Genomic DNA, 13,002 nt, shown 5'->3' on the forward strand with positions numbered 1-13,002 from the left:
CCCGCGCCGCGCCCGCCCGCGCGCGCGGGCGGGGGGGGGGGGCCCCCCCCCCCCCCAAGGAACCCGGCTCCGCCGGGCACCGGGCTCTGCCCGGCCCCGCGCCTCGATCGCCGGCGGGGCTGGAATGGCCGGACCACCGCCACAGGTGTCGGGGGAGCCGGCTGGGTGACACGGCCGGGCCGATGAGTTTTGGCGGGGGCGGCGGTCTGACAGGCGTGAAGACGGAGACCTTGGTCCTGGCGGGGCCGGACGTGGCGGTGGGGGGCGCGGACGCGGTGTGTCTGCGGCTGGCGGAGCTGTACGGGGCCGGGGCCGGGGCCGTGGAGTGCGACGTGGGCGCGGTCACCGCGCCCGGGCTCGCAGCCGTGGAGACCCTGGCCAGGCTACGGCTGACCGCCCGCCGCTGGGGCCGCGGCCTCGCGGTGACCGGAGCAGGGCCCGAGCTGCGGGCCCTGCTCGGCCTGGTGGGCCTGGTCGAGCTGCTCGGGCAGCCCGAACAGCGGGAACCACCGCGCGGTGTCCAGGAAGGCGTTGAGCCCGACGATCCGCCCGGCTGAGACCTCCAGCACCTGCAGCGCCCACGGGACGTGCCCGGGCCGCCCGTCCTCGCGGGGCCGGTACTGGCCGAAGGCCGGCAGCCCGTTGGCGGTGGTCGGGACCAGGCGCGAGCCCTTGCAGCCGATGCCCTGGTTGAGGTGCCAGGCGGCGATGTCCGCCGGTCCCTGCAGCCACAGGTCGAACGGCGGCATGGACAGCACCGCGTCCTCGTGCAGCAGCGTGGTGAGCCGGCTGATGTCGTACGCCTCGAACGCCGACAGGTACTGCTCCAGCAGCGCGACCTGCTCCGCGTCCAACGGGTCGGCGCTCTCGCTCTCGCGCAGCGGGTGCGCGGACAGCGTGGCCCGCGCCCTTTGCAGGGCGCTGTTCACCGACGCTGTGGTGGTCTCCAGCAGCACCGCCACCTCGTCGGCCTTCCAGGCCAGCACCTCGCGCAGGATCAGCACGGCCCGCTGCTTGGGCGGCAGGTGCTGCAGCGCCGCGACGAACGCCAGCCGCACCGACTCCTTGGCCAGCGCCATCTCCGCCGGGTCGGCGGTCTGCGGGAGCACCCGCCCGTCGGGGACCGGCTCCAGCCAGGTCACCTCGGGCCGCTCGCTCAGGACGGCGGTGGCCTGGTGCTGCGGGGCGGTGAGGTCCATGGGGCGGGCCCGCTTGTTGCCCGCGCTCAGCAGGTCCAGGCAGACGTTGGTCGCGATCCGGTACAGCCACGACCGCAGCGAGGAGCGGCCCTCGAACTTCTCGAAGCTGCGCCAGGCGCGGACGTACGTGTCCTGCACCGCGTCCTCGGCGTCGAAGGAGGAGCCGAGCATCCGGTAGCAGTAGCCGGTGAGCTCCACCCGGTAGCGGTCCAGGGCCGCCTCCAGGCCGCCGTCCGCATCGGGGGCGGTGGCCGCGCCGGCCGGGAGGTCTGCGGTGTTGGTCATCTCTTCCGTCCCCCTGGTCGATCCTGATACCCGGTGAACCTACCCGAGGGGTCCGACACCTGCAGCCCGGGACACAAACCCGAAGGGTCCCGGGGGAGTTGCCCCCCCGGGACCCCTTCCGGTCCGGCTCAGCGGGCGGGCTCAGCGGCCGGGCTCAGCGGGCCGCCGCCGCCCCCGCCGGGATCCGGCGCCCGGTGCGGGCCGCGTGCGAGCCGTACAGGGTGATCGACACGACGCCGAGCACCGCCAGCAGCGCCAGGCCCGCCGTCGCCTCCCAGCCCGCCGCGTGGAAGGCGAGCGCCCCGAGCGTGCCGCCCGCGCTGGAGCCGAGGTAGTACGCCGACTGGTACAGCGCGGAGGCCTGCGCGCGGCCCGACACCGCGGTCCGGCTGACGGCGGCCGAGGCCACCGCATGGCCCGCGAAGAAGCCGGCCGTGATCAGCACCAGCCCGGCGACGACCGCCGCGAGGGACTCCGACAGCGACAGCAGCAGGCCCAGCGCGGTCGTCGCCACCGCCAGGTACAGCGCCCCGCGGCGGCCCATCCGGGCCACCAGCTGCCCTGCGGCCGCGGAGGAGGCCGTACCGACCAGGTAGATCAGGAAGATCGAGCCGATCACGCCCTGTCCGAGGGAGAACGGCTCCTCGACCAGCCGGTAGCCGATGACGGTGTACACGGCGCCGAAGACGGTCATGAACAGGGCGCCGATCGCGTACAGCCGCAGCAGCAGCGGATCGCGCAGGTGGCGGGTGACCGAGGCGCCGACGGCGCGCAGGTCCAGCGAGGCCGGGCGGAAGAACCGGGCCCGTGGCAGCAGCACCCGGAAGGCGACCGCGCAGCCCAGCGCCAGCAGGCCGACGGTCAGCAGGCCGGCCCGCCAGCCCCAGGCCTGGGCCGCCCAGCCGGTGGCGAGGCGGCCGCTCATGCCGCCGATGGAGTTGCCCGCCACGAACAGGCCGATCGCCCCGACCAGCGCCTTCGGCCGGACCTCCTCCGCCAGGTAGGCCATCGCGGAGGCCGGGATGCCGGCGATGGCCGCGCCCTGTACGGCGCGCAGCGCGACGAGCCACTCCAGGCTGGGCGCGAACGGGACGAGGAGCCCGACGCCGACGGCGACGGCGAGGGAGACCGTCATCGTCCGGGTCCGCCCGAAGCGCTCGGAGAGCGCGCTGAGCGGCAGCACGAACAGGGCGAGGGCTCCGGTGGCCGCGGAGACGGTCCAGCTGGCCTGACCGGCCGTCACCCCGAAGCTGTCGGAGATCGCGGGCAGCAGGGCCTGGGTGGAGTAGAGGAGTGCGAACGTCGCGAGTCCGGCGGCGAAGAGCGCGAGGCTCATGCGGCGGTAGCCGGGGCGGCCGGGGGCGAGGGCCTCGGGGGCGTCGCCGACTGCGGTGGCGCCGGGGGCGGCGGTGGTGTCCGGGGACGACGGGGTGGAGGCACCCGGGATGGCGGGTGCCCCGGTATGAACGGGAGGCATGCCACGACCGTAGACCCGCCGCCTTTCATGCGTCCAATGCACAGAATCGCGATAATCGATCCACTGGTGCATCAGCACTGCTCAGGAGGGTGCATGTCAACGAACCGTTACGAAGAGAACATCCCCGTGACAGGTTTGCTCGCCCCGCGCCTCGCGTACTTCGCCGCGGTCGCCCGCCACGAGCACGTCACCCGCGCCGCCCACGAGCTGGGCGTCCCGCAGTCCACCCTGTCCCGGGCCATGGTCCGCCTCGAACAGGACCTGGGTGTCGTGCTGTTCGCCCGCAAGGGCCGCACCGTCGCGCTCACCACCGCCGGGCGGACCTTCCTCGCCTCCGCCGAGAAGGCCCTCGCCGAGATCGCCCGCGCCGCGGAGTCCGTCCAGCAGGACGCCGACCCGGCCTACGGCAAGGTGGCGTTCGGCTTCCTGCACACCCTCGGCCCCGAGACCGTACCCGGCCTGATCCGCGCCTTCCGCGCCGACCACCCGCGCGTGCGCTTCTCCCTGGTCCAGAACTACGGCGAGGCCATGCTGGAGCGGCTGCGGGCCGGGGAGCTCGACCTGTGCCTCACCTCGCCGCTGCCCGACGCCCCCGACCTGGTCGCCCGGCGCCTCGACGAGCAGCGGCTGCGCCTGGTCGTCCCCGACGACCACCGCCTCGCGACCCGCAAGCGCATCCGCCTCGCCGAGGCCGCCGAGGAAACCTTCGTCACCCTGGAGCCCGGCTACGGGCTGCGCCGCATCACCGACGACCTGTGCGCCGAGGCCGGGTTCACGCCCCGCGTCGCCTTCGAGGGAGAGGAGGCCGAGACCCTGCGCGGCCTGGTCGCCGCCGGCCTCGGCGTGGCCCTGCTGCCGCCCCCGGCGGTGGCCCGCCCCGGCGTGGTCGAGCTGACGGTGACCGCCCCGCGCGCCGTCCGCGAGATCGGCGTGGCCTGGCTCGACGGCCACCCCGACACCCCGCCCGTGGCCCAGTTCAAGCGCTTCCTGCTGTCCCGGCGCGGCAAACTCATCCCGGAAGCCTTCGGCGGCCCGACTCAGCCCCCGCCCGCTCCCGCACCCGGCGGCACCGAGGCCGCGGAGAGCAAGTAGCCCGCCTGGAAACGGGACCCCTTCCTCACGCCGGATTCCGTCCGTCGGCCGCCGGGCGGGTTCGGGTCTGCCGGCCGGGACCGGGGGCCGACCGGCCTCAAGGAGCGGTATCAGCGCCGCCCGTCGGGCTCGGGGCATCGTCCCAGCGCCGGGGCGCCGCAGCCGACAGTAAAAAGCCCGCCTGGAAACGGGACTTGGCGCCCACCGCGCGCATGATCTCCGCGATGTGGCGTTGGCAGGTCCGCTCCGACATGCCCAGGCGGCGGGCGATCACCTTGTCCTCCAAGCCCTCCGACAGCAGCCGCACGATGGTCTGGCGCAGCTCGTCCGAGAGGGACTTGGCGGCCTCCGGGGTCACCGTCGTGGGGAACGGCTCCGCGTCCAGCCAGGACCGCTCGAAGGCCGAGGCCATGAAGTGGACCACGCTCGGCTCGCGCACCACCAGCGCCGCCCCGACGCGGTCCGGTACCGCCATCAGCCCCGTGTGCCCGTCGAAGATCAGCATCCGCATCAGCCCGTCCCCGATCGTGCGCACCTGCGCGCCGAGCGCCGTCACCCGCTCCACGTACGCCGCCGTGGGCCGCGAGTAGCGCGCCGTGTGCTGGTAGATCGTCCGCATCCGGACCCCGCGCGCCAGCAGCGACTCGTCGCGCCCGATGGCCTCCTGCAGCGTCTCCAGCGGTCGCGCGCCGCCCGGCTGCGAGGCCAGCAGCTCCTTCTCGCAGCCCGCGACCAGCTCCGCGATCAGCGCCCGTACCGCCCCCAGGTCGGTGACCGTCTCCAGCTGCTGGCGCCCCGACCCGCTGCGGTCGCGCTGGACCGCCCCGGCCTCGTACGCCGGCACCAGCGCCTCCAGCCGCCCGCGCAGCCGGTCCATCTCGTCGTGGGTCTCGCGCGCCAGCAGGGCCAGCGGAGCCAGCGCCCGGGCCGCCGCCGTCCGGGGCGCGACGGCGCTCCACCGGTCGGGGCCGCCGCCGGGGGTGCGCTGGAGCAGGTGCGCCGCCGCCAGCTCGGTGATCGCCGCGGCCGCCCGCACGCCGAGGGCCTCGGTGGCCTCGTCCGGGGCGAAGGAGTGCCGCTCGACGGCGTACGCGTACAGCCGCCGGGCGGCGGGGCTCAGGTCGCCGCCGGGCGGGGGGACGGCTGCGTCGGCGGGCATACCGTATTCGTCCCGGATTGGGGAGGTTCGTAAACCCCTCGTGTTCCCGCAAGGCGGCAAGACGACGCCCTCACGGGCGGTAACCACGGCGGACCGCCCGGCAGAGTGGACGCACCGGGAGGGGGAAGCGCGGTACGGGGGAGCCGACCCGCACGGACGGTCCGCGACCAGGACCGTTCTGCTCAGCCGCGTCCCGCCATGACGGCGGCCGCCCGGTGCGCGGGCCGCGCACGGCGGTGGCCGCGCCGGATCCACCGGTGCCATCCGACCGTGAGGGGGCGGAACGGCAGGCGCGACCGGACCGGTGCGCCCACCGCCGCGCCACGGAGCCCGCCCACGGAGCCCCGCCCCGGGGCCCGTCGGCGGGAGCAGGCGCAGCGGCCGTCAGCCGCCGGCCGCCTTCGCGTAGTCGCCGAAGCCCGTCCAGTCGACGGCCACGCACTGCTCGTCGCCGACGACCCAGGCGTCGTGTCCCGGGGAGACCTGCATGAAGTCGCCTGGGCCGTAGTCGTCCTCCTGCCCGTCGTCCATGACGACGTGCATGCGGCCGCTCACCACGTAGCTCGTGTGAGCGGACTGGCAGCTGTCGGTGCCGGCGAGCGGCTTGATGTGCTCCGACCAGCGCCAGCCCGGCTCGAACACCGCGCGGCCCACCGGCCCGCCCTCCGCCTGGATCAGGTCCAGCCGGCCCTTGCCGTCCGCGAAGGGGCGCGTCTCGTCGGCTTCGTCGAAGCTCCTGCGCACGATGGTCATGAAGGATCGCCTCTCCAGGAGAAAACCACCCCCGAGTCCACTTCTCACTATTGCGCGCGCGAGCCTCCCGCGCTCGCGGAGCCCGACCAGGCGGTTCAGCCGCGCAGCGAGCGCCCGAAGCCCGAGGCGAGCGGCATCCGCAGGCCGAGCGGGGGCGGCGCCGCCAGGGCGTCCGTCACCGGCCGCGACCAGCGCGCGGAGAACATCGCTCCGAGTACGAAGTCCACGGCCAGCGCGACGACTTCGGACTGGTGGTCGCGTAACCGGTGGCCGTCGGAGTGGACTTCGAAGCGGCAGGTCGTCCGGTTGGCCTTCTTCGCCCGCGCCGCGAGCCGGAAGGAGGCCTCCGGGTCGCAGCGCGCGTCGTTCGTCCCGTGCACGATGAGCACCTGCCGGCCGGAGAGCTGCTTCACCGGCTCGGGCGCGGCCGCGCCCGGCGGCGCCTCGTCCAGTGAAGGGGCCAGCGCCAGTACGCAGTTGACGGCGTCGTGGCCCGCCGCGAGCAGCGCGGCCCGCCCGCCCGCGTCGTAGCCGGCGAGGCACACCGGCACGTCCCCGTACCGGCGCACCGCCTCGTCCGCCGCCCAGCGGGCGTCCTCCTCGCGGGAGGCCTGCCCGCCGTGGACGACGGTGTGGGCGACCAGCCCGTCCGCCCCGCCCGCCCGGGCCAGGGCCCGCGCGAGCGGGCGCACCGGGCCGGGGGCCCACCGGGAGGCCCCGGGGAGCAGGAGCACCACACCGCTGACCGTCGAGTACGTGCCGTTCGCGCCGACCGCCCGCCCCAGGCGGGCCCCGCGCGCCGGAGGCGCATCATGTGACATGGCGGAACAGTCTCAGACTGACAGGTGTACGCGACCCGTCCGTACGGTCTCTGTTGGATATCGACGCCCGGCGCCGTCCGGTGCTCTACGCGCGTAGGAGTTAGAGTGCGGAGATGACGAGCGAGACCCCCAACCTGCCCACCCCGGATCAGATCCGCCGCTCCCCGAAGGTGCTGCTGCACGACCACCTCGACGGCGGCCTGCGTCCCGGGACCATCATCGAGCTGGCCCGCGAGGTCGGCTACGAGAACCTGCCGGAAACGGACGCCGACAAGCTCGGCATCTGGTTCCGCGAGGCCGCCGACTCCGGCTCCCTGCCGCGCTATCTGGAGACGTTCGCGCACACCTGCGCCGTCATGCAGACCAAGGAGGCGCTGTTCCGCGTCGCCGCCGAGTGCGCCGAGGACCTCGCCGAGGACGGCGTCGTCTACGCCGAGGTCCGCTACGCCCCCGAGCAGCACCTGGAAGCCGGCCTGACCCTCGAAGAGGTCGTCGAGGCCGTGAACGAGGGCTTCCGCGAGGGCGAGCGCCGTGCCCGGGCCAACGGCCACCGCATCCGCGTCGGCGCCCTGCTCACCGCGATGCGCCACGCCGCCCGCGCGCTGGAGATCGCCGAGCTGGCCAACCGCTACCGCGACAACGGCGTGGCCGGCTTCGACATCGCCGGCGCCGAGGCCGGGTTCCCTCCCACCCGCCACCTGGACGCGTTCGAGTACCTCAAGCGCGAGAACAACCACTTCACCATCCACGCGGGCGAGGCCTTCGGCCTGCCGTCGATCTGGCAGGCCCTGCAGTGGTGCGGCGCCGACCGCCTCGGCCACGGCGTGAAGATCATCGATGACATCGAGGTCGCCGCCGACGGCTCGGTGAAGCTGGGCCGGCTGGCCTCGTACGTCCGCGACAAGCGCATCCCGCTGGAGATGTGCCCCACCTCGAACCTGCAGACCGCGGCGGCCGCCTCGTACGCCGAGCACCCCATCGGGCTGCTGCGCAAGCTGCACTTCCGCCTCACGGTCAACACCGACAACCGGCTGATGAGCGGCACCAGCATGAGCCGCGAGTTCGAGCACCTGGTCGAGACCTTCGGCTACACGCTCGACGACATGCAGTGGTTCACCGTCAATGCCATGAAGTCCGCGTTCATTCCTTTCGATGAACGACTGGCCATGATCAACGAAGTCATCAAGCCCGGCTATGCCGAGCTGAAGTCGGAATGGCTGTTCCGGCAGACCGCCTCCACCAGCGGTTCTGTTTCGGCCTAGGCCACGACCTGACGGAATGAAGGCGTCCGGGAGGAGCAATTCCCGGGCGCTTTCTCGTATTTAAGGATGTTTGCGGGCGGCCGTTTGAAGTGACTAGTTTGCGGAGCCGCTCCGTTCCCCGTCGCAAGGACGATCCTTCATGAAGAAGTCAGCCGCCAAGATCCTCGGTGCCGCCGCCGTGGGTGCCGCCTTCGCCGCCGCCGCTGCCGGCACCGCCTCCGCCGCCGTTCCCGCCGTCGGCCTGACCGACGCGCTGGGCACCGCCACCGGCGCGCTCCAGGGTCTCACCAGCCAGCAGCACATGAGCACCGAGGGCCAGTCCAGCGACCCGGCGGCCCCGCTCGGCCAGCTGACGGACGCGGTCGGCCCGACCCTCGGCGGCCTGCCGATCGGCGGCGCCCTCGGCGGCTGACCCCCGCCGATCCGCGCGCCGATCCGTGCCGGTTCCCTGCCGGTTCCGCGCCGGATTCGTACGCATGCACGCGCGGCGCACGCCGGTTCGACCGGGGTGCGCCGCGCGGTGCCGTTGTGCCAGGATCCCCGCCAACTGCCCCTCCGGGAAAGGGCGGGAGACCGCCCGGCAGCAGCCGGCGGAGAGGTGAGAGGTCACCGGTTCATGCGCCTGAAGACACGGTTCACGGCCAAAGCCACCACGGCCGTCCTGCTGCCCGCCCTGCTGCTGGGCGCCGCGGGGTGCAGCAGCGGCGCGCCCGCGGGCGGCAAGGCGCCGGACCCCCCGGACCCCAAGAACTCCACCCCGGCCGGCTCCGCCGCGGGCTCCCCGGGCGCTGCCTCCCCCTCCGGCCCCGCCGCGCAGAAGACCGGCGGCAGCCGGCTGGAGCGCTCCGCCCTGGAACAGGGCGACCTGCCCGGCTACCAGGTCTCCGCCCAGGGCAAGAACCCCAACGCCCCCGACGGGCAGCCCCAGGCCGACCGCAAGGCCTGCCAGCCGCTCGCCGACATCATGGGCGACAAGCCCGACCCGGCCGCGCGGGAGACCGTCAACCGCGGGATCGGCTCCCAGAAGCAGGTCGGGCTCGCCGTCTCCGCCTCCGTCAGCTCCTACGCCGAGCGGGACGCCAAGGCCCTCGTCACCCGCCTCAAGGACGCGGTCGCCGCCTGCGGTACGGGCTTCACCGCCACCGTCGAGAAGCAGAGCGGCAGTTACCGCGACGTCCGCGCCGCCGCGTACAGGACGTCCGGCGACGACACCGTCAGCTGGACCACCACGGCCGCCGCGCAGGGCGTCTCCGCCCAGGTCCACGTGGTCGTCGTACGCCAGGGCGACACCGTCGTCCGGCTGATGGCCCTCAACGTGGCCGCGGGCCGACAGAAGGCACTGGTCCCGCAGGAAGTGGCGGACAAGCAGGTGGAGAAGGTCCGCAGCGCACGCTGACCGCCGTGCACGCTGACCGCAGCGCACGCTGACCGCCGTGCGGCCGACCACCGGGCGGTGCGTCACCGCCCGGCCGGTCACCAGGCGGTGGAGGGGGACTTCTCGTTGGGCAGCAGCACCCACAGCGCCAGGTAGATCAGGAACTGCGGGCCGGGCAGCAGGCACGAGACGACGAATATCGCCCGCATCGTGTTCGCGGAAATTCCGAAGCGTCGCGCCAGTCCGGCGCAGACGCCGCCGATCCAGCGGCCGTCACGGGGTCGAACAAGGGCGCTCATGGGATCTCCTCCGAGGTGTTCGCGGGAGTTTCCCGCGATGCCTCAATACTCCCGCGGCACCGCCGACAGAACGTCGGTCCACGGACCGAGCCCGACCCTGGGAATTCTCGGGGTGGACCCCTGGGGGACCTCCGCCAGGGCCTTGCGCGAGCGCCGCAGCCGCGCGCGCAGCGCCGGTACGACGGCCACGTGCGCCAGCACCACGCCGAGGGTGTTCAGCAGCACCGCGTCCACGTCGACGACCCGGCCCGGGACGGCGCTCTGCAGCATCTCGATGCTCAGCGAAACCAGCACGGCCGCGGCGGCGGTCCGGGCCAGCGAGGACCACGCGGCCAGCGGCGAGGGCGCCAGGCTCCCGCTGGCCAGCGGCAGCAGGACACCGAGCGGAGCGAGCAGCGCCAGCCCCTCCCCGATCCGGCGGGCGGCCTCCAGCGGCCCGAGCGCGAGATCGGCCCTGATCCCCTCCAGCGGGGTCAGATTGGCGGCCGCCGCCCACGGGACGTCCAGGGGACGCAGGGTGAGCCAGGCGACGAGGAGCAGATGGGCGACCAGCAGGCCCCCGCCGAGGAGCCGGAGCCGCAGGTGTATGGCGGTGGCGGCGCGGTGGCCGACCTCATGACGCTGCACACCTGCGAGGACGCCCCTGCCGGCGGCTTCGGTTCCGGTCCGTTCCGGCCGGTGGAGTCCGATGAGAATCCGATCGGATGAAAAGACCGGTGCGGTGGACGCGTCCGCCCCGGGCCCCGGCCGCCACCACGCACAGTGAGCGCGACGCATACCCGCGCCGCCGCATGCACACCGATGCATACGACACGCCACGGAAGGACGGCAGGCATGCTCGTACACCGCAGAACCGCATGGGGGCGGGTCCGGCCCCTGCGCACGTTCGTCTCCCTCGTGGGCGCCCACGCCCTCGCCGCCGCCCTGACGGGCCTCGGTGTGACCCCGGCCCACGCCGCCGACGACGTGCCGACCTGCTTCAACGCGCCCGCCACGGGCACCGTCGGCACGCCCGGAGATGACGTGATCATCGGCACCGCCGGCCGCGACGTCATCGACGGCGGGGGCGGCAACGACAAGATCTGCGGCCTCGGCGACAACGACGTCCTCATCGGCGGCCCCGGCGACGACCAGGTCGCGGGCGGCGCGGGCGACGACCAGCTCGACGGCGGCGCCGGCGGCGACCTGCTGGTGGGCGACGACATCGCCTGGACCGGCGACGCCACCGGCCCCACCGGCCGCGACCGGATCCTGGGCGGCGCCGACGGCGACTTCCTGGTCGGCGACCACTACGCCGTCCAGGGCACGGCCACCGGCGCCTCCAAGGACCTGCTCTTCGGCGGGGACGGCGAGGACAGCCTGACGGGCGACAGCGTCGGCGACCACGCCACCGGCGGGGCCGACGACCGCCTGGACGGCGGCAACGGCAGCGACAGCCTCCTCGGCGACTCGTCCGGCTTCTACGACGCCGACGGCGCCGGGGACGACGTCCTGCTGGAGGGACCGGGCAACAACGGCGTCGTGACCGGCGACAGCACCTCGATCCTCGGCAACGTCACCGGCGCCGGCGGCGACGACATCATCGACCTCGGCGTGGACGGCGGCTTCGGCGCCTGGGGCGACCACCAGACCTACTACGGCACCGCCGTCGGCTCCGGCAACGACCGCATGTTCGGCGGCGCCGCCGACGAGGTGATCCTCGCCGGGGACAGCGGCCTCGGCGATCCCGCCGGGGCGACCGCGGGCAACGACGTCATCGACGGCCGCGGCGGCAACGACCGCATCATCGGGGACAACGCCGACGCCCAGACCACCAACGACTCCATCGGCACCGCCGGCGGCATCGACTTCCTGACCGGCGGCCTCGGCGACGACTTCCTGCGCGGCGGCCCCGGCAACGACACCCTCAACGGCAGCGCGGGCACCGACGACTGCGACGGCGAGAGCGGTACGAACGTGCAGCTCAACTGCGAGATCTAGGGCAGAACGGCGCCCTGCGCACCCGTACCCGGCCCACGTCCGCCGACGTCACCCGTTCGGCCCAGTGCCACTCGCCGTGCCGGGCGTGCCCCCGCACGCTCGAATGGCCCCATCCATCCGAGATCTCACGAAGATCCGGCTCAGCGAGAGACGAGGTGGCGCGATGACGACCACCCCCACCCCCGCCCCCAGCGGCCGGTCCGGCACCCACCGTGAGTGGGCGTCCGGCGGCATCACGTTCGCAGGCGTCCTGATGACCGTCATGGGCGTCTTCACCATCCTGGAAGGCATCGTCGCCCTCTCCAAGGACGACGTGTTCTACCAGCGCATCGGCGACTACATCTTCAAGTTCAACCTGAGCGGCTGGGGCTGGATCCACCTGATCCTCGGCATCGTGGTCCTGGTCACCGGCATCGGCCTGCTCAAGGGTGCCGTGTGGGCCCGGTTCGCCGGTGTCTTCCTGGCTTCGCTGGCGGTGATCGTCCACTTCTTCTGGCTGCCCTACCAGCCGCTGTGGGGCCTGGTCGCGATCGCCATCGCCGTGTTCGTCATCTGGGCGCTGTGCACCGACTGGGACACGACCAGAACCTGATCATCGAGGCCGGCGCCGGAAGCCGACGCCGATGCCGCCGGCGCTCAGTGCAGGGCCAGCAGCACGATCAGCAGCACCGCGCCCGCCACCGCGGGCGCGATGATCTCGTACGACCAGTGCACCCGCACGCTGCCCTGCGCGCCGACCCGGCCGGCCCCGCGCTCGGCGAGCTCGCGCAGCTCCTCCACCACCTGGTCGGCGTGTGCCCGCTGTGGATCGGCGGGCGCACCGCCGTCCGGCGAACCATTCGCCTTCGGCACGGTCATGCCCTTGCCGGTCAGCCCGCCGCGGCGGCTGTACCCCTGGCGCTGCGCCTTCTTGCGCTCGCGCAGCGAGACGGGGACCGCCCACATCTGGTACTTCGCCCCCTCGGCCAGGACCTCCGCCGAGTACCCGGCGCGCACCGCGTCCACGGCGGCCCACGGCAGCTCGATGACCCGGAACGGATTGCGCACGCGCATCCGGTTGTCGTTGGCGAAGACCGCCGGCCGGATCGTGAACGCCACCGTCAGCGGCACGGCGAACAGGGCGATCCCCGCCCCCAGCCAGCGGGCGCTGCCCGTCCCGCGCACCAGGGCGTCCCCGCACAGCCACGCGATGAGCGCGAGCAGCGCGATGCCCGTGACGACGGCCATGGGGGAGCGGTAGACCCGGTCGTCGTAGACGGGCTCATCAGGCTCGGTGGGCTGCTGGCTGCTCATGGGGCCG

14 protein-coding genes and 1 pseudogene are annotated in these 13,002 nt (G+C 73.8%); 7 read left to right on the forward strand and 8 right to left on the reverse strand.

The features are described 5' to 3' along the window. Nucleotides 1-182: 182 nt before the first annotated feature. A pseudogene (locus AB0F11_RS10895) lies at nt 183-413 on the forward strand (hypothetical protein); the annotation flags it as partial. On the opposite strand, the gene AB0F11_RS10900 reads toward AB0F11_RS10895, so the two are convergent. Continuing rightward, nucleotides 384-1,484, reverse strand: a complete 1,101-nt coding sequence (locus tag AB0F11_RS10900) for a sigma-70 family RNA polymerase sigma factor (RefSeq protein ID WP_362170585.1) — start codon at nt 1,482-1,484, stop codon at nt 384-386. The pseudogene AB0F11_RS10895 and the gene AB0F11_RS10900 overlap by 30 nt on opposite strands. 154 nt (nt 1,485-1,638) lie before the next feature. Next, nucleotides 1,639-2,961, reverse strand: coding sequence for an MFS transporter (locus tag AB0F11_RS10905; protein ID WP_362170588.1), 1,323 nt, complete (start codon nt 2,959-2,961; stop codon nt 1,639-1,641). Nucleotides 2,962-3,024: 63 nt separating this feature from the next. On the opposite strand from AB0F11_RS10905, the gene AB0F11_RS10910 reads away from it, so the two are divergent. Continuing rightward, nucleotides 3,025-4,053: a LysR family transcriptional regulator gene (locus AB0F11_RS10910; RefSeq protein ID WP_362170809.1), complete on the forward strand. Its 1,029-nt coding sequence runs from the start codon at nt 3,025-3,027 to the stop codon at nt 4,051-4,053. 97 nt (nt 4,054-4,150) lie between these two features. On the opposite strand, the gene AB0F11_RS10915 is transcribed toward AB0F11_RS10910, so the two are convergent. The 3 genes from AB0F11_RS10915 to AB0F11_RS10925 all read right to left on the reverse strand — a co-directional run bounded on the left by AB0F11_RS10915 (nt 4,151) and on the right by AB0F11_RS10925 (nt 6,786). After that, nucleotides 4,151-5,212 (reverse strand): LuxR C-terminal-related transcriptional regulator, encoded by a 1,062-nt coding sequence (locus AB0F11_RS10915; protein WP_362170591.1) that lies wholly within the window; start codon nt 5,210-5,212, stop codon nt 4,151-4,153. Between the two features lie 384 nt (nt 5,213-5,596). Continuing rightward, nucleotides 5,597-5,965, reverse strand: a complete 369-nt coding sequence (locus AB0F11_RS10920; protein ID WP_362170593.1) for a cupin domain-containing protein — start codon at nt 5,963-5,965, stop codon at nt 5,597-5,599. 95 nt (nt 5,966-6,060) lie between these two features. Further along, entirely contained in the window at nt 6,061-6,786 is a 726-nt protein-coding gene (locus AB0F11_RS10925) for an alpha/beta hydrolase (protein WP_362170596.1), read from the reverse strand. 113 nt (nt 6,787-6,899) lie between these two features. Between AB0F11_RS10925 and AB0F11_RS10930 the strand changes: the two genes are divergently transcribed. The 3 genes from AB0F11_RS10930 to AB0F11_RS10940 all read left to right on the forward strand — a co-directional run bounded on the left by AB0F11_RS10930 (nt 6,900) and on the right by AB0F11_RS10940 (nt 9,444). Further along, nucleotides 6,900-8,048, forward strand: a complete 1,149-nt coding sequence (locus AB0F11_RS10930) for an adenosine deaminase (RefSeq protein WP_362170599.1) — start codon at nt 6,900-6,902, stop codon at nt 8,046-8,048. A 139-nt stretch (nt 8,049-8,187) separates the two neighbouring features. After that, nucleotides 8,188-8,460, forward strand: coding sequence for a hypothetical protein (locus AB0F11_RS10935; protein WP_362170602.1), 273 nt, complete (start codon nt 8,188-8,190; stop codon nt 8,458-8,460). Between the two features lie 204 nt (nt 8,461-8,664). Further along, nucleotides 8,665-9,444 (forward strand): hypothetical protein, encoded by a 780-nt coding sequence (locus AB0F11_RS10940; RefSeq protein WP_362170605.1) that lies wholly within the window; start codon nt 8,665-8,667, stop codon nt 9,442-9,444. 77 nt (nt 9,445-9,521) lie between these two features. Here the strand turns inward: AB0F11_RS10940 and AB0F11_RS10945 are convergent, their stop codons facing one another. After that, nucleotides 9,522-9,722 (reverse strand): PspC domain-containing protein, encoded by a 201-nt coding sequence (locus tag AB0F11_RS10945; protein ID WP_361901633.1) that lies wholly within the window; start codon nt 9,720-9,722, stop codon nt 9,522-9,524. 42 nt (nt 9,723-9,764) lie between these two features. Beyond that, nucleotides 9,765-10,349, reverse strand: a complete 585-nt coding sequence (locus AB0F11_RS10950; protein ID WP_362170608.1) for a VanZ family protein — start codon at nt 10,347-10,349, stop codon at nt 9,765-9,767. A 207-nt stretch (nt 10,350-10,556) separates the two neighbouring features. On the opposite strand from AB0F11_RS10950, the gene AB0F11_RS10955 reads away from it, so the two are divergent. Next, entirely contained in the window at nt 10,557-11,702 is a 1,146-nt protein-coding gene (locus tag AB0F11_RS10955; protein WP_362170610.1) for a calcium-binding protein, read from the forward strand. Between the two features lie 163 nt (nt 11,703-11,865). Next, nucleotides 11,866-12,294: a hypothetical protein gene (locus AB0F11_RS10960; RefSeq protein WP_362170613.1), complete on the forward strand. Its 429-nt coding sequence runs from the start codon at nt 11,866-11,868 to the stop codon at nt 12,292-12,294. A 44-nt stretch (nt 12,295-12,338) separates the two neighbouring features. Here AB0F11_RS10960 and AB0F11_RS10965 read toward each other — a convergent pair whose 3' ends face one another. Next, nucleotides 12,339-12,995: a PH domain-containing protein gene (locus tag AB0F11_RS10965; protein ID WP_362170616.1), complete on the reverse strand. Its 657-nt coding sequence runs from the start codon at nt 12,993-12,995 to the stop codon at nt 12,339-12,341. Nucleotides 12,996-13,002 lie beyond the last annotated feature (7 nt).

Origin of the sequence: Streptomyces sp. NPDC032472 (genome assembly GCF_040636955.1) — a bacterium.
Classification (GTDB): domain Bacteria; phylum Actinomycetota; class Actinomycetes; order Streptomycetales; family Streptomycetaceae; genus Streptomyces.

What these genes read in the sequence shown, in the direction of transcription:
- AB0F11_RS10900 (WP_362170585.1), bottom strand. Translation starts at nt 1,484, where the DNA reads ATGACCAACACCGCAGACCTCCCGGCCGGCGCGGCCACCGCCCCCGAT.
- AB0F11_RS10905 (WP_362170588.1), bottom strand. Translation starts at nt 2,961, where the DNA reads ATGCCTCCCGTTCATACCGGGGCACCCGCCATCCCGGGTGCCTCCACC.
- AB0F11_RS10915 (WP_362170591.1), bottom strand. Translation starts at nt 5,212, where the DNA reads ATGCCCGCCGACGCAGCCGTCCCCCCGCCCGGCGGCGACCTGAGCCCC.
- AB0F11_RS10920 (WP_362170593.1), bottom strand. Translation starts at nt 5,965, where the DNA reads ATGACCATCGTGCGCAGGAGCTTCGACGAAGCCGACGAGACGCGCCCC.
- AB0F11_RS10925 (WP_362170596.1), bottom strand. Translation starts at nt 6,786, where the DNA reads ATGTCACATGATGCGCCTCCGGCGCGCGGGGCCCGCCTGGGGCGGGCG.
- AB0F11_RS10930 (WP_362170599.1), top strand. Translation starts at nt 6,900, where the DNA reads ATGACGAGCGAGACCCCCAACCTGCCCACCCCGGATCAGATCCGCCGC.
- AB0F11_RS10935 (WP_362170602.1), top strand. Translation starts at nt 8,188, where the DNA reads ATGAAGAAGTCAGCCGCCAAGATCCTCGGTGCCGCCGCCGTGGGTGCC.
- AB0F11_RS10940 (WP_362170605.1), top strand. Translation starts at nt 8,665, where the DNA reads ATGCGCCTGAAGACACGGTTCACGGCCAAAGCCACCACGGCCGTCCTG.
- AB0F11_RS10945 (WP_361901633.1), bottom strand. Translation starts at nt 9,722, where the DNA reads ATGAGCGCCCTTGTTCGACCCCGTGACGGCCGCTGGATCGGCGGCGTC.
- AB0F11_RS10955 (WP_362170610.1), top strand. Translation starts at nt 10,557, where the DNA reads ATGCTCGTACACCGCAGAACCGCATGGGGGCGGGTCCGGCCCCTGCGC.
- AB0F11_RS10960 (WP_362170613.1), top strand. Translation starts at nt 11,866, where the DNA reads ATGACGACCACCCCCACCCCCGCCCCCAGCGGCCGGTCCGGCACCCAC.
- AB0F11_RS10965 (WP_362170616.1), bottom strand. Translation starts at nt 12,995, where the DNA reads ATGAGCAGCCAGCAGCCCACCGAGCCTGATGAGCCCGTCTACGACGAC.